Below are 21,642 nucleotides of genomic sequence, written 5' to 3'. Positions count from 1 at the left end.
GGCCGTCGCTCGGCCACTCACCCCTCCAACGAACCCCGCACCCCCGATCCGACACCCGTCGCCGAAAATCCTTTGCTGGGGATCTCTCCCGTCCCCAGACTCGAAACCCATGGACGACGCCGAGCTGACCCTCATGCTGCGCAACGACCGCTACCCCCGCTCCGCCACCTACTCCGCCCGCTGGATGGTCGACGCCGCCATGGGCCCCAACCCCCTCTGGCAAGCCGAAGCCCTCACCTCACTGATGTCCCTCCGGCCGGGTCAAAGAGTCCTCGACCTCGGCTGCGGTACGGCGTTGAGCTCGATCTTCCTGGCCCGCGAGTTCGGCGTGGAGGTCTGGGCCACCGACCTCTGGATCCACCCCGACGAAAACCTCCACCGCATCACCGAAGCCGGCCTTGAGGACCAGGTCCACCCCATCCACGCCGAGGCCCACACCCTCCCGTACGCCGACGACTTCTTCGACGCCGCCATCAGCATCGGCGCCTACCACTACTTCGGCACCGACGACCTCTACCTCGGCTACCTCACCCGCCTCCTCAAACCCGGCGCCCAACTGGCCATCTCCCAACCCGGCCCGCTCGAGGACTACGAGACCTTCCCGCCCCCGCACCTCACGCCGTACTGGAAATGGGACTTCTGCGCCTGGCACAGCCCCACGTGGTGGCGCCACCACTGGACCAAAACCGGCCTGGTCACCGTCGACACCGCCGACCACCTCCCGAACAGCTGGCAAGACTGGCTCCAATGGAACGACGCCTGCGACCTCTACCGCGGCGCCCCCGACCAGGAGGAAGCCCAAATGCTCCGCGCCGACGAAGGCCGAACCCTCGGCCTCACCCGTGTCATCGCCACCCGGAACCCGGCGTGAAGTACCTCCTCGTCCCCGGCGGCTGGCAGGGCGCGTGGGCCTTCGACGCCGTCACTGCAGAACTCCGCTCGGCCGGCCACGAAGCAGAAGCGATCACCCTCGCCGGCCTCGACGACGACCGCCCACCCGTTCCGCCCAACCTGACCACGCACATCACCCAACTCACCGACCTCATCGCCGGAGTGGAAGGCCCCCTGACCCTCTGCGGCCACAGCTACGCCGGCCTGGTCATCGCAGGCGCCGCCGCCCGCCTCCCCGAACGCCTCACCCACCTGGTCTTCATCGACGCCTACGTCCCCACCGACGGCGACTCCTGCTGGTCCCTCACCACTGACACCTTCCGCAACCTCTTCATCACCGGCGCCCACCCCGACGGCCGCTGGGTCGCGGTCCCCGAGGGTATGGACCCAAGAGCCCGCCCCACCCGCTCCCCAGCTTCCTCCAGTCGATCACCCTGCCGCCGCCCACCACCCCGCCGTACGCGCGAACCTTCATCAGCGGCGGCGACTGGCCCGGCACCCCTTTCACCACCCTGGCCGCCCGCCTCCGCAACGACCCGACGTGGAACTTCCACGAGATCCCGGTGGGCCACAACATCGCCCGGCGGGATCCGAGCGCCCTCGCGGCCGTCCTCGATGCGTTGCCGCTCCACTGACCTCTGGTGGCGCGGCAGCGTGCGTGACGTGCTGAAGAGCAGAAGACCCGCGCTGATGCACGCTCCGCCGACGGCGAGGATCACCGGGCGGGACCCGGCGGCCGCGGCCAGGAGAGCGGCGCCGAGCGGGGCGGAGGCCTTGGCGACGAGGACCGGGGTGGCGAGTGCACCCGCGACGGTCGCCGTCGTGACGCCGAGGTCTCGGCTGATCGGACCGAGCAGAACGCCGAAGGCGTAGTACAGAACGCCGTACCCGACGGTCTGGGTGACGGCCAACGCTGCCACCAGGCGGCGAGGCACGCCGGAACGGACGCCGCTTCCGGCCGCGGCGACCGTCGCAGGGTGCATCAGCCGCAGCAGCCCGAGCTCGACGAGGCCGGCTGGTCGTCGATCACGGTCAGCAGGCCGCCGCTGATACCGGTCGCGAGGCCCCGCCCGGCCGGAGCGGAGCTTGCGGCGGCTTGTGGCGCCGGTCCGCAGCATCCGCCGGCGGTCTCCGCGGTGGAGTCCCCGTAGGCCAGGTTCGAGGAGCAGACACCGGTCTCGGGAAGGTCGAGCTGTACGTCGCGTGCCGCCGCCCAGTCCCCGGCGAGCGCGGCGACCACCGAGCGAGCCTGCTCGTACCCCGTGGCCAGCAGGAACGTCGGCGCCCGGCCGTAGGACTTCGCGCCGACCGCGTAGTACCCCGGTTCGGGGTGGGACAGCTGGTCGGCACCGTGCGGCGGGACCGTCCCACAGGAGTGCTGGTTCGGGTCGATGAGCGGCGCCAGAGCGCGCGTCGATCCCATGATCGGGTCCAGGTCCAACCGTAGCTCGCCGACCATGTCGTGATCGGGCCGGAAGCCGGTCGAGTTGACCACGGTGTCCGCGACGACGCGCTGCTCTCCGGCGGCCAGCTCGATCCTGCCGTCCGCCGTGCGGGAGGCGCTGTCGATGCGGAAGCTGCTCACCAGCTCGACGTGACCGGACCGGACGAGCTTCTTCAGCCGGCTGCCCAGAGCGCCGCGCGCGGGCAGCTCGTCGGCGTCGCCACCGCCGTACGTGCGCGCCTGGTCGGTGCCGCGGACGACCCACACGATCTCGGTGCCGGGCGCCTGCTCAGCCAGAGTCCCGAGGTCGAGAAGCGTCGTAGCGGCGGAGTGGCCCGCTCCGACGACAGCGGTACGACGTCCGGCGTACCGGTCGCGGTCGCGGCCGAGGACGTCGGGCAGCGCGTGGGCGATGCCGTCGGCGATCGCAGCTTCGCCGCGGGCCGGGATCCCGGAACCGCCGAGCACGTTCGGGCGCCGCCAGGTGCCGGCTGCGTCGATCACCGCGGACGCGAGGATCTCGGCACCGTCGGCCAGCCGGATCAGGAACGGCGCCTGCTCGCGTCCAGTGGTGCGGACCCGGTCGAAGCCCTCGCGGGTGACGGCGACGACGGTCGCGTCGTACCGGATCCTGTCGTTGAGCGCGGGGGTCTTGGTGAGCGGTTCGAGGTAGGAGTCGATCAGGTCGCCGCCGGTTGGCAGTGTGCCGAGGTCGGGCTGCACCCAGCCGGTCTGCTCGAGCAGGCGGCGGGCCGCGCTGTCGATGTCGTAGCGCCACGGGCTGAACAGCTTGACGTGCCGCCACTCGTCGACCGCGGCGGCGACTCCCGGTCCGGACTCGAGCACCAGGAAGTCGAGGCCGCGTTCGGCCAGGTGTGCGGCGGCGGCCAGACCGATCGGTCCTGCTCCGATGACCACGACCGGTCCCGCCGGCGACACGGCGGTGTTCTGCTCACTCACGATCCGTCCCCACTCTCGCTGTATCGAAGTTCATCTAATCAACGAGCCCCACCTTGCCTCTTGATTCGACAGGAGTCAAGATAGACGCATGTCGAAACAGAAGACCGCCTCGCCGTCGGCCGGTGGCTGCTGTACGCCGATCTCCGAGGCTGCGCTCGATCCGGCCAGGGCGGCCGAAGGGGCGGCTCTGTTCAAGGCGCTGGCCGACCCGATCCGCCTTCGCCTGCTGTCGATCATCGCCGCGTCCGACGGCGAGACCTGCGTCTGCGACCTCACCCCTCACTTCGAAGTGAGCGGCCCGACGATCTCCCACCACCTGAAGATCCTCCGCGAAGCAGCCCTGGTCGACTGCGAACGCCGCGGCACCTGGGTCTACTACTGGCCCGTCCCCGAAACCCTGCACCACATCGCGTCCCTGCTGACCATCCCGGCCAAGGCCGCCCGGTGACCAAGCCGGTCGTCCTCTTCGTCTGCGTCCACAACGCCGGCCGCTCCCAAATGGCCGCCGGCTGGCTCCGCCACCTCGCCGGCGACACCATCGAAGCCCGCTCCGCCGGCTCCGAACCCCGCGCCCACCTCAACCCGGTCGCCGTCGAAGCCATGCACGAAGTCGGCATCGACATCACCACCGCCGTACCCCAACTCCTGAAAACCGAGACAGTCCGCGACAGCGACGCCGTCATCACCATGGGCTGCGGCGACACCTGCCCGATCTTTCCGGGCAAGCACTACGAAGACTGGGCCCTCACCGACCCCGCCGACCAGCCGATCGAGGTGGTCCGCGAGATCCGCGACGAGATCCGGATGCGCGTCCAGACCCTCATCCACAAGCTCCAGCAGGGCTGAGCGCCGCTAGCTCCACTCGCGTGACGACGAGCGATCCTGGCGAGGCGCGACCCGGCGTCCAGGTGCCGGTACGTCGGTCGTCGGTGCAGGCCGACGGCGGGATGCCAGCAGTCGCTCCGCATGGACTGACAGCAAGCGGAGCTCGCCGTTGACGTCGTTGCCCCCGACAATGAGCTCGAGGGCGTCCTCGTCAGTGTAGTAGCGCCGGATCAGTTGCTCGAGATCGTCGGCCGTTGCGTTCTCCAGGTGCAGACGCCGCGCGAGCGAGACGATGTCGCCGGCGTCTTTGCGACGCTGAGCAATGAGCTTGGTGGCCAGGAGAAACTCGTCACTGGCGTACGTGATGCGCAAGCCAGGTTGTCGTTGTGGTGCAGAGCGCCTTCGGGCAGCGGCGGCATCCACGGCCCGGCTTGAGTGTTCAGCCAGTCCTCGGGCAACTTCCGGCTCTCGGCCATCGCACGAGCCTCGTCGATCACCGGCTGGTCGCGGGTGATCGCGTCGACATCCTCGGTACGGCGCGACGTGCCGTCCGCCGTGACGGCGATCGCGGCGCCGCCGACCACGAACACCGATGCTGTGACACCGCGTGCTTTCAGCCGCTGGTCGAGCTCCGTCAGGAGGTCGACGATCTCTGCGGCAGTGAACTCGCTCTGTCCGCTGCTCACGCGGTCACCAGGTCACGAGCGGGAACGAAGACGTTGAAGCGTGCGAGGTAGTCCGGCGTCTGCTCGACGATCTCGTCATGGTCCAGGAACGGATGCTCGGGAACCCACGGCTCTGGGAGAGCCTCGACGCTGCTCCACTCAGGCGGTTCCTCACCCGCTGCCTCGAACTCGCGCGCAGTCAGAACGGCGAGCAGTGTGTCGAATCCCGCCTGCCCAGTGGTCCCCGGCGCAGCCTCCCAGGCCGCGTCCGAGCCGTCGTGGCGACGCAACAGCAATCGCAGATGGTCCCGTCCCTGCAGCAACATCCGCCACGCCCATTCCTCATCACTCGCCTCACGAATCGCAGCCGCCGTGGAGGGTGCAGTCATGATCCGGTACTCATGCGCAGCGTGCAGCGCTCGAGCGATCCGACCTGCCCTGACGAAGAACTGGGCGGTTGGTTTCGTCTTCCCTGACCGATAGGTGGAGAAGCGGGAGCTGGACGTCCCGAGGGCTGTCGCGAACGCAGCTTGCGACAGCCCGCTTTCGGCGAGGGAGGCATTCAGTTGGTCGATGACCGCTTGGCTGTCTCTGTCCATCTCGCCACCCTCCCTTATCTGATCAGATAATACGCGAGGTGCTCCGGTTAGGCACCGGTGCGTGCCAGGATCGCCTCATGGACTCAGTGACGACCGCGGCGAGGCTCGAGTGGTGGGCGAACCGTTTGACGTGCCTGGGCGCGTTCGCGGTGTCTGTGAGCATCTCGGTCGACGAGCAGGGATGGGCGGCGACGGGAGAGCTCGCGCAGGCCGAGGAGTACGTGGAGGTCGCAGCCCTGTGCGAGTTCGACGAGGCGTTCGAGCTTCGCTTTCCGGATGACAGCACGGTGATGGTCCTGGTGAACGCGTTGACGCCTGCTGGGAGCTTCACGCTGACCGAGGTGCGGTAGACGCGATCGCCCGCTGAGGGCGGCCGGGCTGTGCTGCGCCAGCCGCCAGCGTCCGGCTACTCGCGCGCATCGGATTCACACAGGCGTGCGCCCACCTGCCGTCGCTTGAGGGCGCTAGCCCGCACTTGAAGGGCGCTAGCCCGCACCCCAGGGCGCTAGCCCGCACTCAGGGTGGGTGGGAGCGGGGTGCGTAGGTCGCGACGAAGGAGCGACCATAGCGCCCCGCGTGGGAATGAAACTAGCCGAGGGGATCGTGGAGGTTGGGTCGCTGAGTCGGCGTGGTGATGTCCACATCGAGGGGAACGACCTTCGAAGGCGCGGGGACCTTGCCTGCGGTGACAGGGAGATTCAACCGGCTGTGGGCGAGGTCGATGTCGACCGTCGCGCCCGTGTCGTTCGGAGTCGTCCACTCGGTGTCCGACAAAGTCACCGCGAGGCCGAGGGTCCGGCCCTTGGGGATGACCTCGTCCTGGGCGCGCAGCGGCACGGTGACCGTCGTCCACTTGCCAGGCACTAGAGGCTTGGGGTGGGCCAAAGAAGAGCTGTGGGCGGCATCAATCCAACCCCGGCTGACGATCCCGTGGTCGGACGGCGCGGTGAGCTTTTCCACGGTGAAGTAGCAGGAGTCGTCGTACTCGGTGCTTTCGCCTTCGCAGGTCGATTGAGACGTACGCCGGATGCCCGTGTAGCGCTCGGCGTCGCCGTACTCGATCAGGCGGGCGGTGACGGGGGTGGTCTCGGAGTCGGCCTTCACGCGGAGGGTGACGGTGGGCGTTCCGCTGAGGCGGATGGTTGCGGGGAGCGGCGCGGAGAGGAACATCTGGCGGCCGGCGATCTCCTCCGTCGGCGTCGCGACGATCGTGTCCTCCGTCAAAGAGGGATCGTCGGTGACGGTCACGGTTCCCTTGCCGTAGGCACCTAGTTTGCCGGCGGCCAGGGGGACGGGGACGGTCCGCGAGACAGCGGGCCAGGAAGCGTAGGAGCGCCACACGTCGGGGGCGACCTCCACGGAAGCCTGCGGTGAACGCATCACTCCGTTGGACAAACCCTGAAGCCAGTAGTCGAACCATGCATGCAGCTCGTCGACCCACTCGTCGCGCCGGAACTCGAAGGGATCGACATGGTCCTCGAGCCCCAGCCAGATCTTGCGCGGCACGCGGTTCTTGGCGAGAGCGTCCCACCACTGCGCGAAGTGGTTGGTCTGGACGTTGTAGTCGCTGAGCCCGTGGGTCACGAAGACCGACGCCTTGATGTTGCGGGCGTCCTTCACGTAGTCGCGTTCGGCCCAGAAGCGGGTGTAGTCGCCGGTCTCGTCGTCGTCGGACTCGCCGAGATCGGCCCGTACGGCGTCGCACGCGGGCGTGTCGTGGCCGACGTACGCGCCGAGCCAGGGCATGTAGTCGACCGAGTAGGGGACGCCGCCGGAGCGCGAGTAGTCGTACCAGGAGGAGATCGCCGAGATCGGCACGATCGTCTTCAGCCCCCGTACGCCGGTCGCGGCGACCGCGTTGGCCAGCGTCCCGTCGTACGACTTGCCGATCATCCCGACGGCGCCGGTCGTCCACGAGGCACGCACAGGCGAGCCATCAGCCAGAGAAGCCGTGTTGCGACCGTTCAGCCAGTCGATCACCGCGACGACCGAGTCGACCTCGTCCTCGCCGCCGACGTCGCCGCAGCCGGTGGAGCGGCCGGTGCCGACGATGTCGACACCGACGACGGCGTAACCGCGCGGGACGAAGTAGTTGTCGTAGTACAGCGGCATCTTCTGGATGACGCCGTCCGCGTCGTAGGTCTTCTTCTCGCTCTCGTTGCCGCGTCCGCAGCAGGAGTAGTACGGCGAGGCGTCCATGATCACCGGGATCCGGACGCCGGCGGCGTCGGTCTCGCGGGGGCGGACGATGTCGACCGCGATCTTGTCGTCGACGCCGTCGGAGTCGGTGTCCATCCGGGTGTCGACGTAGACCGACTCGCGGATCGCGCCGGCGTAGTCGTAGACCGGCTTGGTGCTCTTCGTCTTGGTGTCGACGTGCTCCGGTACGCCGCCGGCCAGGCTCGCCTCGAGCGCGGGCGCGGCGACGTCGGCGGACGGGCTGGGCGCTCCGTCGGGAGCCGGCGCGGCCGTCGAGGTACCGGTCACCGCAACGAGGCAGAGCAGGGTGGACGAGGCCAGGACGGTCACCCTGGCGCGGACGGTCGTCATGGCTCGGAAGGCTAGTCACTCGTCCGCCGAGAAGCCAGGCTCTGGCGACATTCCCAGGCACTTCCCGGGCACTCAGCGTGATCGACACCACTGGTCCGATAGGGTGACCGCCACCCGGGGGGAGCCAAAGGAAGGTGGGTGGCCAGTGAATCTGCGAGCGCCGGTGACATTGCTGGACGTCGCGCAGCGGGCAGGTGTGTCCGTCGCGACCGCCTCCCGCGTGCTGAACGGCGGCGACCGGGTGCCACGCCCGGAGCTGCAGGAGCGGGTCCGCGAGGCGGCCGCGGAGCTCGGCTACACGCCGAACGCGCAGGCCCAGGCGCTGGCCAAGTCGTCCACGAACGTGGTCGGCATCCTGGTGCACGACATCGAGGACCCGTACTTCGCGGCGATCGCGAACGGCGTGATGCGCGCCGCCGACGAGCGGCACCTGCTGGTGATGATGGCCAGCACGTTCCGCGACGCCGAACGCGAGATCGCCTACTTGTCGTCGCTGCGCGCCCAGCGGGCCCGCGCGGCGGTGATGATCGGCTCCCGGCGGACCGACGCCGACCAGCTGGCCCGTACGGCGAACGAGATCGAGTCGTTCCTCGGGTCGGGCGCGGGGCTGGCGCTGGTCAGTCAGGCCGGGATGCCGGCGCACACGATCGAGCCGGACAACCGGGCGGGCGCGGCGCAGCTGGCGCGTGAGCTGGTCGGTCAGGGCTGGCGGCGGTTCGGCGTACTGGCCGGGCCGGAGGAGCTGGCGACGGCGCGGGACCGCAAGGACGGGTTCGTCGCCGGGCTCGCCGAGGCCGGGCTCGAGCCGGTGGCGTCGCAGCCGGGTGACTTCACCCGTGACGGTGGCCACGCGGCGGCGACCGAGCTGCTGGACCGGGAGCCGGGGCTGGACTGCTTGTTCGCGGTGAACGACGTGATGGCGGTCGGTGCGATGTCGGCGCTGCGGCAGCGCGGGATCGACGTACCGGGCCGGCTCGGCGTCGCCGGGTTCGACGACATCGCGACGCTGCGGGACGTCTGGCCGGGGCTGACCACGGTCCGGCTGCCGCTGGAGCAGATGGGCCGCCGGGCGCTGGAGCTGGCGATCGAGGGTGGCGACCCGCGGACCGAGACCTACGCGCCCGAGGTAGTGCTGCGGGAGAGCACCACCAGGGCCTGAAATATGCTCGGCCGGGTGACCGAGCCCGTGAACGTCAGCGAGATCTTCGACCCGTCGGCGTGGAAGCAGGTCGACGGCTTCGACCTGACCGACATCACCTACCACCGCGCGGTCGACGCCGGGGTGGTGCGGATCGCCTTCAACCGGCCCGAGGTGCGCAACGCGTTCCGGCCGCAGACGGTGGACGAGCTGTACCGCGTGCTCGACCACGCGCGGATGTCGAGCGACGTCGGCTGCGTGCTGATCACCGGCAACGGGCCGTCGGCCAAGGACGGCGGCTGGGCGTTCTGCTCCGGCGGCGACCAGCGGATCCGCGGCAAGGACGGTTACAAGTACGCCGAGGGCACGACCGCCGAGTCGATCGACCCGGCGCGCGCGGGCCGGCTGCACATCCTCGAGGTGCAGCGGCTGATCCGCTTCATGCCGAAGGTCGTCATCTGTGTTGTCCCGGGCTGGGCCGCCGGTGGCGGGCACAGCCTGCACGTGGTCGCGGACCTGACGCTGGCCTCGGCCGAGCACGCGCGGTTCAAGCAGACCGACGCGGACGTGGCGTCGTTCGACGGCGGCTTCGGTTCGGCGTACCTGGCCCGGCAGGTCGGGCAGAAGTTCGCCCGCGAGATCTTCTTCCTGGGCGACGAGTACTCCGCCGAGGACGCGTTCCGGATGGGCATGGTGAACAAGGTCGTCCCGCACGCCGAGCTGGAGCAGGTCGCGCTGGAGTGGGGCAAGAAGATCTGCGCCAAGTCACCGACCGCACAGCGGATGCTGAAGTACGCGTTCAACCTGGTCGACGACGGGCTGGTCGGCCAGCAGTTGTTCGCCGGTGAGGCGACCCGGCTGGCCTACGGCACCGACGAGGCCGCCGAGGGCCGCGACTCCTTCCTGGAGAAGCGGCCCGCCGACTGGTCGCCGTACCCGTACGCGTTCTAGTTCTTGTACCACTTCTGGCGCGCCGAGCCGTTGCAGGAGCCCAGCGACAGCAGGGATCCGTTGCCGGTGCCGCCGGCGGTGACGCAGCGGTCGGCGGCGATGTTCACCAGGTCGTGGGCGGAGTTGAGGCGGAACTTCTGGGCCGAGCTGCCGGAGCAGCCGGAGTCCGTGATCGCGCCGCCGGAGACGGTCAGGCACAGGCCGAGCGAGCGGATCGTGCCGTCGGAGTAGAAGGCCCAGCGCTGGTTGCCGGTGCCGGCGCAGTCCCACAGTTGCAGGCGGGTGCCGGAGTTCGCGCGGGTGAGCGAGTCCTTCACGTCGACGCATCGGTTGGTGTCGTAGTTGCGGAGCTCACCCGTGCTGACCAGGGACACGGTCCGGGTCTGCACCGGGGGCTTGGCCGGCGGCTTCGGCGGGGTGGGCTTCTTCGGCGGGGTCGTGACGTGCTTCGGCGGTGCCGCGGGCTTCTTCACCGGCGGTCGCGCGGGCGGCTCGACGGTCCCACCGCCGCCGCCCGAGCCCACCTGGTGGCCGCCGCCTGACGGAAGCTGCACGTTCTGCACCGGCGGCGGCCCGGCCGGGGGAACCACCGGAGGCTTGGGCAGCTGCAGCACCGGCGGCTTGCCAGGCGTGACCGGGGGCACCTGCCCGTTGGTCGGCGTCGCCGGTGGCGCGTCCGCCTGCTGCCCGCCGGAAGGGTCGCTGGTGACGACCTGCGACACCGGTACGTCGTGAGCCGCCGCAGGTCGGCTGCCACCGTTGACCTGGCCGATCAACGGGACGGCAGCGGCCATCGCCGCGACCGCGACCGCGGCGACGGCACCGGTCGCGATTGCCCGCGCGGACGGCCGCGCGGCGTTCTCCGGCAGCTTCAGCCGTCCGCTGAGCCGCCGAAGGCGCTGGGTGAACTGGGCAAGGTGGTCCGATCGCACAACTGCTCCTGTGGGCGTGCGACGGGTCCCGACGACCCGCCGAGATGGTGGGGCACATCTCGACCATTGCCGATCGGATCGGTCCGGATCAAGCTGGAGGGCGGCGAGTATTCGACACCCGCCGAGGTGAACTCAGTTCTTCTTCCGCCACTTCTGCGACGACGTGCCGTTGCAGGAGCGCAGGGTGAGCCGGGCGCCGTTGCCGGTGCCGTCGGCGGTGACGCACTTGTCGGCCTGGGGGTTCACCAGGTCGTGCGCGCCGTTCAGCGTGAACTTCTGCGCCCAGCCACCGTTGCACTTCACCAGCTGGACCTGCGTGCCGTCGCTGGTGCTGGCCCAGGCCAGGTCCATGCACAGGCCCATCGAGCGGACCGTGCCGTCGCTGTAGAACGCCCACTTCTGGTTGGTGCTGTTGGCGCAGTCCCACAGCTGCAGGGCGGTGCCGTCCTTGGCCGTGCCGCTCTGCGCGTCCTTCACGTCGACGCAGCGGTTGGTGTTGTAGTTCTGCACCGGGACCGAGGTGACGCGCGGCGCGTTCTGGATCTGCGGCGGGTTGCTGGTCGCGGTCGTGCGCGGCGGCTTCGCCGGTGCGTCGGTCGTCGCGTCGGCGCCGGGCTTGGCCGGCTGGACCGGCTTCTGCGGCTGGTTCGTCCCGGCCTTGGTGGTCGCGCCGCCGCCGGGCAGCGTCGTGGTGACGTTCGCGCCGGGCTTGCCGGGCATCGTCACGGTCGCCGGCGGCTGGGTCACGGTGACGCCGGGGCGCTGCACGTACGTCGTACCGGGCTTGCCGGCCGGAGGAGCCGACGGTACGACGGTCGGCGTCGCCGACGGCGGCTTGTCGCCGCTCTTCTCGCCGAACGAGCCGCCGAGCTCCGGGCCGCCGGCCAGCGAGGACTGGTCGTCACCGTTGCCTCCGGCACCGTCCCCGCCGCCGATCCGGCCGAGCGCCGGTACGGCGACGACGACGCCGGCCGCGACGACGAGCGTCGCTCCGATCGCCGCCCAGCCGCGCACGCCCAGGCGCGCGAACTTCGGCAGGGTCGGGTTCCGGGCGAAGTTCCGCGCGAAATCGTTCAGGGACGGGTCGTCGGGCTTGTGGTCCGAACGCACGGTGGCTCCAGCAGGCGCGGGACGGACCCGAGATGGCCCGTCGAGATGGTCGTACGATCGCCGGTCGGTCCGGCGGATGTCAACGCGGGTCGGTGGCGAGAAACCGCCACGTTGCTTCAGGCAACTGTCAGTCGCGGTGCCACTTCTGGCCGGGGGCGCCGCTGCAGGTGCGCAGCACCAGGCGACCGCCGTTCCCGGCGTTGTCGGCTGTTACGCACTTGTTCGCCTGCGGGTTGACCAGGTCGTGGGAAGTGTTCAGCGTGAACTTCTGCGCCCAGCCGCCGTTGCAGTTCACCAGCTGGACCGTCGTCCCGTCGTCGGTTCTGGCCCAGGCCAGATCCATGCACAGGCCCATCGACCGGACCGTGCCGTCGGGGTGGAAGGTCCACTTCTGGTGCTCGGCGCCCGCGCAGTCCCAGACCTGCAACGGAGTGCCGTCCTGGCCGCGGCCGTCCTTGATCTCGATGCACCGGTTGGTGGTGTCGTTCCGGACCGGTACGGCGGCCGGCGCCGCCAGGCCCTGCGGCGGCAGGTTCTCCGAGGCCGGCGGCTTGGTGGGCTGACCCTCGGGCTTGCCGTTCGCCTTGAGGCCGGACTTGCCCGGATCGGCGGTGATCGTCGTGGTCGTCGTCACGGTGGCGGTGGCGGTGGCGGTGGTCGTCGACGTGGTGGTCGCGGTCGCCGTCCGGGCCGCGAGCGGCGGTGCGGTGATGGTTGCCGGAGGCAAGGTCACGGTCACGCCGGGGCGCAGGACGGTCACCTGACCGCCGGGCCGGGTGACGGTGACGGTCTTCACCACGGTCACAGTCGCCCCAGGAGAAGGCTTTCCGGCGTTCGCCGCCGGGGTCAGCGTCGGCGTGACCGGGCCGGCCGGCGTCCGGTAGGCGACCGGAACGTCCGCCACCGCGGTGCTTTCCGAACCAGGGTGACTGAGCAACGGAATCGCGATCGCGACCCCGCCGACCAGGCCGGCGGTCAGTGCGATCGTCGTCCAGGCGCGCCGGTCCGGCATCCGGGTGAGCTGCGGCACCCCGGGCCGGCGGGCGAAGGTCCCGGCGAACCGGGATGGCGAGATCTTGCCGTTCTGGCGAGAAACACCGGGCCTGCGCTGTGACCGCACGTAGTCTCCTGGGCTTGGGGACGGATGAGGAGCAAGACGGGCCCGCCGAGAATCCCCCCTCGCCGGGACGGAAGTCAACCACGACCGGCGTGCCGCTCATCTGTGACGATCGGCTGCCGAACTGTTACTTGCTGTTCACGGAACATCGTTGTCAGTAGTGGCGCCCTCAACTAACTTTAAGTCCTGAACTCAATCCCCGCAGCACCGCCCGGACGCCCGGGCCCCGCCCCGAACGAACTGTGAGGTCCGGTCATCGACGACGTCAGCCCGAGCCGGCTGCACGCGATCGAGCTCTGCCTAGCCGAGCGCGAAACGCTGCGTCGCTACGTGAAGAGCCTGGTCAGCTGGGACGCCTACGCCGTCGAGGACGTCGTCCAGGAGACCCTGCTGCGCGCCTGGCAGCAGGCCGAGAACCTGGACTGGGAGAGCCGGCCGATCCGGATGTGGCTGTTCCGGGTGGCCCGCAACCTGGTCGTCGACCTGCTCCGCCGGGAGAGCCGCGCGGTCCCGATCGGCCTGTGCCACAGCGAGTTCGAGACCACCGGCAGTACGCCGGACCCGGCCGACCACGTCACCGAACGCCGCGTCCTGGTCGACGCCCTGAGCCGCCTGACGACGGCGCACCGCGAGGTCGTCATCCGGGTGCACCTGGGCGGCCAGCCCGGCGAGGACGTCGCCACGGCGCTGGACGTGCCGCTCGGCACCGTGAAGTCGCGGACCCACACGGCCGTGCGCGCGCTGCGCGCCGACCTGTTGCGGCGCGGGTGGGGCGAGGCCGCTGCATGACCCCGATGGGTGGCGGCGGCGGTGTGCGCCAGATGCTGGGATACGCCGGCCTGGTGCTGCTGGCGCTTGTCCTGCTGAACCTGTTGGTTCGCCGACTCGGCGGCTGGAAGCGCCTGTTCCGGTGGATCGGCCGCGAGACCAGCCGGACGGTGCACGCGTTCACCGACCCGATCGCGGCCCGGGTCCGGTACCGGCGGCGGCTGACGTTCCTGGCCGGCGTACTGCGTGATCACTCGGCCTGGTCGGACGCGCAGCGGGCGATGAGCTACGCGGCGGGCCTCGAGGTCTCGATGGTGCCGTACGCGCTGGCGTTCACGAAGCGGCGGATCGGCGTACTGGTCGCTGGGCCCGGCTCCGAGCGGCCGCTGGCCTCGCCGTGGGAGCGCGACGAGTCCGATCCACGCCTGTGGTGGATCGAGCGCACGGATCTCGCCGGCTACACCGGACGGGCCGGGGGCGCCGACGCCCAGCCGCCGTTGCTGATCTGCGTCGGGGTCGGTGCCGACGGCAAGAGTGCGATCCTGCTCGACCTGCTGGCCGGCCCCTCGTCGCTGTCCGTGTACGGCGTACCGCGGACCGCGCGCGCTGTCGTCCAGGCGCTCGCCGCGCAGCTCGACGTCCGGCTCCCGGTCGGCGCGGTCGAGGTTGCCGACGGCATCCACCACAAGCACGACGGGATGCCGCTGACCGACGCGGTCCGGCGGCTAGGTGCCTGGTTCGTGGTCGGAGCGGAGCCGCTGGAGGCGCCGCTGCCGTCCGGGATCCGGCTGGTCAGCCTCGGGCTGGCCCGCGGCAGCTCGCGCCTGCTCGAGGCGACCGCCGACCAGGGGCTGCGGCTGCACGGCGCCGCGTCCTGGCTGAACATCGACCCGTTGCCGCTGGCCAAGGCCGTGGCCCGATCGGTCCGCCGGATGCCGCTGCACGACTTCGACCGGCAGGAGCCGGCCAGTCCCACGGCGACACCCACCGACGACCTGGCCGACCTGGACCTGCCGGTCGGGCTGGCCGGAATCTCGGTCCTCGACGACCGCCGGACCGACGTACCGACCGGGAAGGCGCCATCGTGGAACTGAACCTCACCACCGTGGAGGGACAGGACGAACGGCGTACCGACCGGATCGTGAAACTGCCCCGCGGGCTGTCCGTCGGCGGACTCGCCGAAGGCCTCGGCCGCCCCGGCCAGACCCTGTACGCCGGAAGCCGGCGCCTCGACGCCGCCGCGCCGCTGGCCGGCTCGGGCGTCCGCGACGGCGGCGTGCTCGGCATCGGCGCGCCCGCTGTGCTGCCGAACCTGCTGCAGCTGCCGGCCGGTCCGGCGCCCGTGGTCGTCGAGCTGCACCAGGTCTCCGGCCCGGAGGCCGGGCGGATCTGGCGGGTCGGCCCGGGCAGCCACGAGATCGGCTCGGACCCGCTCTGCACGATCAGGCTCAGCGGCACCGGCGTACCGACCGGTGGGTTGTGGGTCACCGTCGGCCCGGCCGGTGAGGTGACCTGGCACCAGACCGCGTCGACGCACGGCAAGGTGATGAGCCGGCGGATCGGCCCGCCCGGCGACGACGCCGCGACCAGCGCGATCCGGGTCGAGGACGTCGAGAACCCGTCGGCGACGGCGCCCTCTCCGGCCGTCGACCCGGGCGAGTCCCCGGTCGGCCAGGTCAACGAGTGGCCGCCGGAGGAGGACCTCTCGGTCGGCTCGGTCCTGCTGCGCTGCAGCGGGTCGCTCGAGGCGGTCGCCGCGGTTCGGCGGTCCGAGGACGGCTTCGGCCTCGACTACAACCGGCCGCCGCGGATCGCACCGCACCTGGACGACGAGAAGCTCCGGCTGCCGAATCCGCCGGCCCCGCCGCAGAAGCGGCCGTTCCCGTGGCCGGTCGTGCTCGCGCCGGTGGTACTCGGCATGGTGATGGTCGGACTGTTCAACTCCTACTACTTCCTCATCTTCACGCTGCTCAGCCCGATGATGATGGGAATGAACTTCTTCAGCAGCCGCAAGAGCAACCGGGCCGAGCACCTGGAGGCGATCCGCCGCTACAACGCGCGGAAGGCGGCCCTGGAGGAGGAGATCAGCGTCGCGGTCACCCGCGAACGCGTGATCCGCAACGTCACCGCGCCGGACCCGGTCCGGATCGCGCAGCTGGCCACCATGCCGGGCAGCCGGTTGTGGGAGCGCCGCCGCAGCGACGCGGACTACCTGCTGCTCCGGGTCGGGACCGCCGACCAGGCGTCGCTCAAGGAGCTCGACGACCAGGGCCGCGAGGAGAACCACCGGTCGATCCGCTGGACGATCCCGGACGCGCCGGTCGCCGTACCGCTGCGTGGGCACGGCATCGTCGGGATCGCCGGCCAGGAGGCCGAGGCGCGGGCGCTGGCCCGGTGGATGGTGATCCAGGCCGCGGTCCTGCACTCGCCGCGGATGCTGCGGATCGTCGTACTGGCCGAGCCGGACCGGATGGACGACTGGGCCTGGGTCCGCTGGCTGCCGCACCTGCGGCCGGCCGGTGCGCCCGCCGCCGTGATGATCGCCAACGACGAAGCCAGTACGACGGCGCGCGTGACCGAGCTGATCTCGCAGGTCCAGGGCCGGCAGCGCCGGATCGAGGCCGCCGGCAAGAGCCAGCCGCTGAACGACCCGGAGATCGTCGTGATCTCGGACGGCGCGCGCCGGCTGCGCGACGTACCGGGGTTCATCCAGGTGCTCACCGACGGGCCGGCGGTCGGCGTCTACAACGTCTGCATCGACCGCGACGAGCGGCTGCTGCCGGAGGAGTGCAGCGCGGTGATCACCACCGGGCAGCAGGTCCTGACCGTGAAGCGGCCCGGTCTGCCGGACCAGAAGAACGTGCGCATCGACCAGGTAACGGCGCAGTGGTGCGAGCAGATCGCCCGGGCGCTGGCGCCGATCCGCGACGTCAGCCCCGACCACGACGCCGGTCTGCCGAAGACGGTCAAGCTGCTCGACGAGCTCGAGCTGGAGCCGCCGACGGCCGACGTACTGCTGAGCCGTTGGCAACGCCGTCCGGCCAGTACGACGTTCGTCCTCGGCGCCGACTTCGACGGCCGGTTCGCCATCGACCTGGTCTCCGACGGCCCGCACGGACTGATCGCCGGTACGACGGGCTCGGGCAAGTCGGAGCTGCTGCAGTCGATGGTCGCGTCGCTGGCCGCGGTGAACCGGCCGGACGAGCTGACCTTCGTCCTGGTCGACTACAAGGGCGGCAGCGCCTTCAAGGAGTGCGCCGGCCTGCCGCACACGCTGGGCATGGTCACCGACCTCGACTCGCACCTGGTCGAACGGGTGCTGGAGTCGCTGGACGCCGAGCTGCGGCGCCGTGAACGGATCCTCGCCGCGGCCGACGCGAAGGACCTGCCCGACTACCAGGCCAAGCGCGCGGTCGACCCGTCGCTGGGCCGGCTGCCGCGGCTGGTGCTGATCATCGACGAGTTCGCCGCGATGGTCCGCGAGATCCCGGACTTCGTGCCGGGCCTGATCAGCATCGCCCAGCGCGGGCGGTCGCTCGGGATCCACCTGATCCTGGCCACCCAGCGGCCCGCGGGCGTCGTCACCGGTGACATCCGGGCCAACACAAACCTGCGGATCGCGCTCCGGGTCACCGACCAGGCCGAGAGCCAGGACATCGTCGACGTCAACGAGGCCGCCTCGATCAACTCCGCGATCCCGGGCCGGGCGCTGATCCGGCGCGGCCCGCGGCTGGCCGACCTGTTCCAGACCGGCTGGGTCGGCGCGGAACGCAACCGCGGCGACGACCTGATCGAGCAGGGCCCGCCGGAGCCGGCCAAGGTCGAGGTCACCGAGCTCGACTGGGAGTCGCTCGGCAAGGCCGTGGCCCGCGACGACTCTGTCGTTGCCGAAGGCACCAGTACGCCGACCGCGGTGGCCGCGACCGACCTGACCGCGCTGGTCGAGGCGGTCCAGGAGGCGGCGGCACGGCTCGAGGACTACGCCGTACAGCCGAAGCCCTGGCAGCCCGCGCTGCGCGCGCAGCTGCTGCTGGCGGACCTGCCGGACACGAGTCACCGCAAGCTGTTCGCGCCGTACGCGCTGGAGGACCTGCCCGCGCTGCAGCAGCAGCGGGTGGCGGGCGTCGACTTCGAGACCTTCGGGCATCTCTACGTGATCGGGGCGCCGCGGTCGGGGCGGACGCAGATGCTGCGCACGCTCGCGGGGTCAGCGGCCAAGAACCTGAGTGTCGCGGACCTGCACATCTACGGCATCGACGCCGCGGGTGGTGGGCTGGCGGTGCTGGAGACGCTGCCGCACTGCGGCGCGGTGGTCTCGCGCCACGACATGGAGCGGATGAGTCGCGTCCTGCGCCGGCTGAACCAGGAGCTCACCGAGCGCCAGGAGCTGGCCGGCAAGTACAACGCGACCGGGCTGACCGAGCTGCGCAAGCTGGTGCCGAAGGCCGAGCGGCCGGCGCACATCCTGGTGATGATCGACGGCTGGGACGCGCTGTCCACGATGCTGGACGACCACGACCAGGGGCAGCTGCTGCAGGACGTGATCCGGCTGCTGCGTGAGGGCGCCGGCGTCGGGATCCACGTGGTCGCGTCGTCGGAGCGGTCGCTGCTCGGTGGACGCTTGTCGTCGCACAACGACCACAAGCTGCTGCTGCGGCAGGCCGATCGCACCGACTACCAGGCGGCCGGACTGCGGCTGACCAAGGTGCCCGCGAACGTGATCCCCGGCCGCGGCTGGCACGTGCTGACCGGGACCGAGACCCAGATCGCGATCCTCGCCGAGGGCGGCGGCACCGAGCAGGTCGACGCGATCCGCGAGATCGCCGTCGAGGCGCGCAAACGCGACGCGAAGGTACCGGCCGACCGGCGCCCGTTCGCGATCGCCGAGCTGCCGTCGTCGGTGGAGTTCTCCGCGGCGTACGAGATGGTGGCGGCCGAGGACCGGCGTGCGCAGTGGGGGCTGATCGGGCTCGGTGGTGACGAGGGTGGCGCGCTGGGCGTCGACCTGGCCGGCGTCGCGTCGTCGTTCGCCGTACTGGGTCCGCCTGGGTCGGGCCGCAGCAACACGCTGTCCTGCTTGGCGGTCTCGCTGCTGGCGGGCGGTACGTCGCTGGTGCTGATCACGCCGCGCGAGACGCAGCTGCGGATGCTCGCCCACCACCCGCAGGTGGTGCTGCTCGAAGGCTCCGACCCCGGCGAGGACCTGCTCCGCGCCACCCTGGACCGGATCCCCGGCCCGAAGGTCGTGATGATCGACGACGCCGACCTGGTGATGATGGCCGCCGCCGACAAGCTGCTCAAGGAGATCGTCGTCTCCGGCCGCGACAACGGCACCGGCCTGGTCTTCGCCGCCAGCACCGACGGCTTCCAGACCGGCATGGGCGGCTGGCCCACAGCCGCCCGCCGAGCCCGCCGCGGCCTCCTGATCGAACCCCGCTCCATCGGCGACGGCGACCTGATCGGCGTCCGCCTCTCCCACAACATCACCCGGGCCACCCCGAAACAGGGCCGGGCCTGGACAACAGGCCCGGGCTCGACACCCCTAGCAGTCCAGGTCCCCCTGACGACATTGAGTGTCTGAGAACCAGAAACAGAACAAGGACAAAGACAAGACAACAGAGAAAAGACAAAGAGATAGAGTGGGTCGTCTGTGGCTGAGCTGGGTGCCTAGGCTGAGGTCGACGACCCTGCTGCTACTGATTTCGTGCAACGCTTGATGCTGGCTCTATCCTGGTCAGCAGCAAAGACTTCGGCTTCTTGCCCTCGGGTTCGTGAGTCAGGTTGGCCCTCGGTGTAGCTACGGCAGCCGGGGGTTTGCTGTTTCCAGGGCGGTTCGATGACGCGAGGCGCAAGCAACTCTGGCAGCCGCAGCAGGTGCTAGGTGCCCGGGCAGACCGCTGCCAGCGTCGCGGACTCGGAAATCGTGTCGGAGGCGATCAGTCCCGCTCGCACCGAGCGGTCGAACCGCAGCGGATCACGGTCGGGTTCGAGAACGACCACAGCCGCCATCACGTAGAAGCGCGGCCGGCCGTCGTTGCCCAGGTGGTAGGTCTCGTCGAGGTAGGCCACCGGACCTGGGCCGACGCGTTCGTAGTGTGCCTTGAGGACAGCGTGTTGTCCTGGCCCGCCCGGCGGTGTCTTCCCGCGATCTTGATCCATCCCGGGGGCGGGAGCAAATTCCGGTTCCTGCTGTTTCAGCAATTCGACAACCGGTGGTCGGGCACTTCGGTCACCACAGGCGACCTTCGCCACTGTATTTCTCTTCTTTTTGTTTCTTGTGCTTTTCTTGTCAACGATCGAGGGCCCCGGAGATCTCTCCGGGGCCCTCGATCGTTGCTTGGTGCTACTTCGACTGGTTCAGGCTGGCGCTGATGCCCTGGTCGAACTGTTCGGCGTTCTCCTTGATGGACTTGAACATGTCGGAGAAGTCCTGGATGCCCTTGACGGCGGCCTTCAGGGAGGTGTCGAAGTTGTTGTAGGTGTTGCGGATGACCTCGCTGGACTGCTTGAAGACCATGCCGTCGTCGACCAGGGTGTTCACCCGGGTGCGGAGGTTCTCGATCATCGGCGAGATCTGGTCGTGCGCGTTGGTCATCAGGTTGCAGACCTCGACGATCTTGCCGTAGTCGAGGTTGATGCCGTCGTACGCCATGGTGAGTCGCTTTCTGTTCGGTCGGGTGTGCTGGACGGGTCAGGCGATCTTGCGGCCGGAGCCGCCCCCGCCGGGCGGCGGGCGGTCCGCGGTGTGGTGGTCGTCGGAGCCGTCGGCCGGCTTCTCGACCTTCACCCACGGGGCGTTCGTGCCGCGCCAGTCGTCGGCGCCGCGGGTGTACTCCTCGGTGGTGCCGTCGGAGTTCGTCACCTTCTGGGTGCCGCTGCCGTCGGCGTTGATGCTGGTCTCGGTGGTGTCCTTCTTGCCGTCGGTGTCGGTGCTGGTCGACACGCTGTGGGAGCTCCCGTCCTCCTGCAGCTTGGTGTCGTTGTGCACCGTGCTGCCGTCGGGGTAGGTGCTGTCGGTGACGATCGTGTGCCGGTCGTCGGTGTACGTCGTGACCGAGGTGTACGTCTTGCCGTCGTACGTGACGGTGGTCTCCTCCTTGATGACGTTGCCCTTGTCATCGAGGGTGAGATGGGTGTTGATGTTGCCCCGGTCGGTGACGATGGTCTGGTCCAGCGGCGGTGCCGCACCGGGGTCGGTGGCGCTGCAGAAGTCCGGCTGCTTGTCGCCGACGCACTCGTCCTTGTGGGCCTGGTAGTGGTCCCACTGCGCCTTGTCACGCTGCCAGTTGGACAGCGCCAGGTTGCTGTTGGTGGCGCTCATGCCCTGCGCGATCTCGGCGTCGAACTGCAGGAACGCCTCACCGACCGAGCCGAACGAGTCGCCGAGCTTGGTCAGGCCGTCCTTGGCCTTGCCCATCGTGTACTTCGCGTTCGAGTGCAGGGAGTAGACCGCCGACGAGATCTCGCTGCTGCCCAGCACCGAGTCGCCGGTGCCGTCGCCGAGGTTCTGGAAGACCGCGTCGTCCATCGACGGGATCAGGTTCTCCGCGAGCTCGTGGAGATCCCGCTTGGCGTCGTTCAGCAGGTTGTAGTTCATCTTGAGTCTGTCCGGCATCGACCCTCCCGCGGTTCGATCGGTCTCACCCAGTCCACGCCGCAACCGCGCGGACGGTTCAGAAAAGTTTTCCGGGC

General features: G+C 70.0%; 20 protein-coding genes. 9 read left to right on the top strand and 11 right to left on the bottom strand.

Annotated elements, in window-relative coordinates; all coding sequences use genetic code 11:
• Positions 1-109: 109 nt before the first annotated feature.
• Positions 110-871 carry an SAM-dependent methyltransferase gene (locus ACZ6Z4_RS25875; protein WP_465569384.1) on the top strand — a complete coding sequence of 254 codons (762 nt, stop codon included), beginning with the start codon at positions 110-112 and terminating at the stop codon, positions 869-871.
• 289 nt (positions 872-1,160) lie between these two features.
• Here the strand turns inward: ACZ6Z4_RS25875 and ACZ6Z4_RS25870 are convergent, their stop codons facing one another.
• Both ACZ6Z4_RS25870 and ACZ6Z4_RS25865 read right to left on the bottom strand, forming a co-directional pair.
• Positions 1,161-1,874: a hypothetical protein gene (locus ACZ6Z4_RS25870; RefSeq protein ID WP_465569383.1), complete on the bottom strand. Its 714-nt coding sequence runs from the start codon at positions 1,872-1,874 to the stop codon at positions 1,161-1,163.
• Positions 1,874-3,295: an FAD-dependent oxidoreductase gene (locus tag ACZ6Z4_RS25865; protein ID WP_465569381.1), complete on the bottom strand. Its 1,422-nt coding sequence runs from the start codon at positions 3,293-3,295 to the stop codon at positions 1,874-1,876. The genes ACZ6Z4_RS25870 and ACZ6Z4_RS25865 overlap by 1 nt, the downstream gene beginning before the upstream one ends.
• A gap of 88 nt (positions 3,296-3,383) precedes the next feature.
• Between ACZ6Z4_RS25865 and ACZ6Z4_RS25860 the strand changes: the two genes are divergently transcribed.
• Positions 3,384-3,743: an ArsR/SmtB family transcription factor gene (locus ACZ6Z4_RS25860; protein ID WP_465569379.1), complete on the top strand. Its 360-nt coding sequence runs from the start codon at positions 3,384-3,386 to the stop codon at positions 3,741-3,743.
• The gene (locus ACZ6Z4_RS25855; RefSeq protein ID WP_465569377.1) at positions 3,740-4,141 is read left to right on the top strand and encodes an arsenate reductase ArsC; all 402 of its coding nucleotides are present in this window, start codon (positions 3,740-3,742) and stop codon (positions 4,139-4,141) included. The genes ACZ6Z4_RS25860 and ACZ6Z4_RS25855 overlap by 4 nt, the downstream gene beginning before the upstream one ends.
• A 209-nt stretch (positions 4,142-4,350) precedes the next feature.
• Here the strand turns inward: ACZ6Z4_RS25855 and ACZ6Z4_RS25850 are convergent, their stop codons facing one another.
• Both ACZ6Z4_RS25850 and ACZ6Z4_RS25845 read right to left on the bottom strand, forming a co-directional pair.
• Positions 4,351-4,806: a hypothetical protein gene (locus ACZ6Z4_RS25850; protein ID WP_465569375.1), complete on the bottom strand. Its 456-nt coding sequence runs from the start codon at positions 4,804-4,806 to the stop codon at positions 4,351-4,353.
• Positions 4,803-5,384, bottom strand: a complete 582-nt coding sequence (locus ACZ6Z4_RS25845; protein ID WP_465569373.1) for a helix-turn-helix domain-containing protein — start codon at positions 5,382-5,384, stop codon at positions 4,803-4,805. The genes ACZ6Z4_RS25850 and ACZ6Z4_RS25845 overlap by 4 nt, the downstream gene beginning before the upstream one ends.
• Before the next feature lie 77 nt (positions 5,385-5,461).
• On the opposite strand from ACZ6Z4_RS25845, the gene ACZ6Z4_RS25840 reads away from it, so the two are divergent.
• Positions 5,462-5,734 carry a hypothetical protein gene (locus ACZ6Z4_RS25840; protein ID WP_465569371.1) on the top strand — a complete coding sequence of 91 codons (273 nt, stop codon included), beginning with the start codon at positions 5,462-5,464 and terminating at the stop codon, positions 5,732-5,734.
• A 238-nt stretch (positions 5,735-5,972) separates the two neighbouring features.
• Here ACZ6Z4_RS25840 and ACZ6Z4_RS25835 read toward each other — a convergent pair whose 3' ends face one another.
• Positions 5,973-7,934, bottom strand: a complete 1,962-nt coding sequence (locus ACZ6Z4_RS25835) for a Xaa-Pro dipeptidyl-peptidase (RefSeq protein WP_465569370.1) — start codon at positions 7,932-7,934, stop codon at positions 5,973-5,975.
• 145 nt (positions 7,935-8,079) lie between these two features.
• On the opposite strand from ACZ6Z4_RS25835, the gene ACZ6Z4_RS25830 reads away from it, so the two are divergent.
• Together ACZ6Z4_RS25830 and ACZ6Z4_RS25825 are read left to right on the top strand one after the other, a co-directional pair.
• Positions 8,080-9,093, top strand: a complete 1,014-nt coding sequence (locus ACZ6Z4_RS25830; protein ID WP_465569368.1) for a LacI family DNA-binding transcriptional regulator — start codon at positions 8,080-8,082, stop codon at positions 9,091-9,093.
• Positions 9,094-9,108: 15 nt separating this feature from the next.
• The gene (locus ACZ6Z4_RS25825) at positions 9,109-10,023 is read left to right on the top strand and encodes a 1,4-dihydroxy-2-naphthoyl-CoA synthase (RefSeq protein ID WP_465569366.1); all 915 of its coding nucleotides are present in this window, start codon (positions 9,109-9,111) and stop codon (positions 10,021-10,023) included.
• Here the strand turns inward: ACZ6Z4_RS25825 and ACZ6Z4_RS25820 are convergent.
• From ACZ6Z4_RS25820 to ACZ6Z4_RS25810, 3 genes are all read right to left on the bottom strand, one after another.
• The gene (locus tag ACZ6Z4_RS25820; protein WP_465569363.1) at positions 10,020-10,955 is read right to left on the bottom strand and encodes a ricin-type beta-trefoil lectin domain protein; all 936 of its coding nucleotides are present in this window, start codon (positions 10,953-10,955) and stop codon (positions 10,020-10,022) included. The two genes, ACZ6Z4_RS25825 and ACZ6Z4_RS25820, sit on opposite strands and share 4 nt — an antisense overlap.
• A gap of 132 nt (positions 10,956-11,087) precedes the next feature.
• Positions 11,088-12,065, bottom strand: a complete 978-nt coding sequence (locus ACZ6Z4_RS25815; protein WP_465569361.1) for a ricin-type beta-trefoil lectin domain protein — start codon at positions 12,063-12,065, stop codon at positions 11,088-11,090.
• A gap of 127 nt (positions 12,066-12,192) precedes the next feature.
• Positions 12,193-13,185: a ricin-type beta-trefoil lectin domain protein gene (locus ACZ6Z4_RS25810; protein WP_465569359.1), complete on the bottom strand. Its 993-nt coding sequence runs from the start codon at positions 13,183-13,185 to the stop codon at positions 12,193-12,195.
• 252 nt (positions 13,186-13,437) lie between these two features.
• On the opposite strand from ACZ6Z4_RS25810, the gene ACZ6Z4_RS25805 reads away from it, so the two are divergent.
• The 3 genes from ACZ6Z4_RS25805 to ACZ6Z4_RS25795 are packed head-to-tail and all read left to right on the top strand — an operon-like array spanning position 13,438 to position 19,531.
• Positions 13,438-13,971 carry a sigma-70 family RNA polymerase sigma factor gene (locus tag ACZ6Z4_RS25805; protein WP_465570194.1) on the top strand — a complete coding sequence of 178 codons (534 nt, stop codon included), beginning with the start codon at positions 13,438-13,440 and terminating at the stop codon, positions 13,969-13,971.
• Positions 13,968-15,044: a hypothetical protein gene (locus ACZ6Z4_RS25800; RefSeq protein ID WP_465569358.1), complete on the top strand. Its 1,077-nt coding sequence runs from the start codon at positions 13,968-13,970 to the stop codon at positions 15,042-15,044. Before ACZ6Z4_RS25805 ends, ACZ6Z4_RS25800 begins: the two co-directional genes overlap by 4 nt.
• Complete coding sequence (locus ACZ6Z4_RS25795) at positions 15,035-19,531, top strand: FtsK/SpoIIIE domain-containing protein (RefSeq protein ID WP_465569356.1); 4,497 nt, start codon at positions 15,035-15,037, stop codon at positions 19,529-19,531. The genes ACZ6Z4_RS25800 and ACZ6Z4_RS25795 overlap by 10 nt, the downstream gene beginning before the upstream one ends.
• A 296-nt stretch (positions 19,532-19,827) precedes the next feature.
• Here the strand turns inward: ACZ6Z4_RS25795 and ACZ6Z4_RS25790 are convergent, their stop codons facing one another.
• The 3 genes from ACZ6Z4_RS25790 to ACZ6Z4_RS25780 form a co-directional block, all read right to left on the bottom strand.
• Positions 19,828-20,019 (bottom strand): hypothetical protein, encoded by a 192-nt coding sequence (locus ACZ6Z4_RS25790; RefSeq protein ID WP_465569354.1) that lies wholly within the window; start codon positions 20,017-20,019, stop codon positions 19,828-19,830.
• Positions 20,020-20,293: 274 nt separating this feature from the next.
• Entirely contained in the window at positions 20,294-20,602 is a 309-nt protein-coding gene (locus ACZ6Z4_RS25785; protein WP_270134663.1) for a hypothetical protein, read from the bottom strand.
• Between the two features lie 39 nt (positions 20,603-20,641).
• Positions 20,642-21,565: a hypothetical protein gene (locus ACZ6Z4_RS25780; RefSeq protein WP_465569352.1), complete on the bottom strand. Its 924-nt coding sequence runs from the start codon at positions 21,563-21,565 to the stop codon at positions 20,642-20,644.
• Between the last annotated feature and the right edge of the window lie 77 nt (positions 21,566-21,642).

The sequence above is a fragment of the Kribbella sp. NPDC104740 genome, assembly GCF_055583505.1.
Note: the sequence above shows the minus strand (reverse complement) of the source record. Positions and strands in the feature narration are given on the sequence as shown.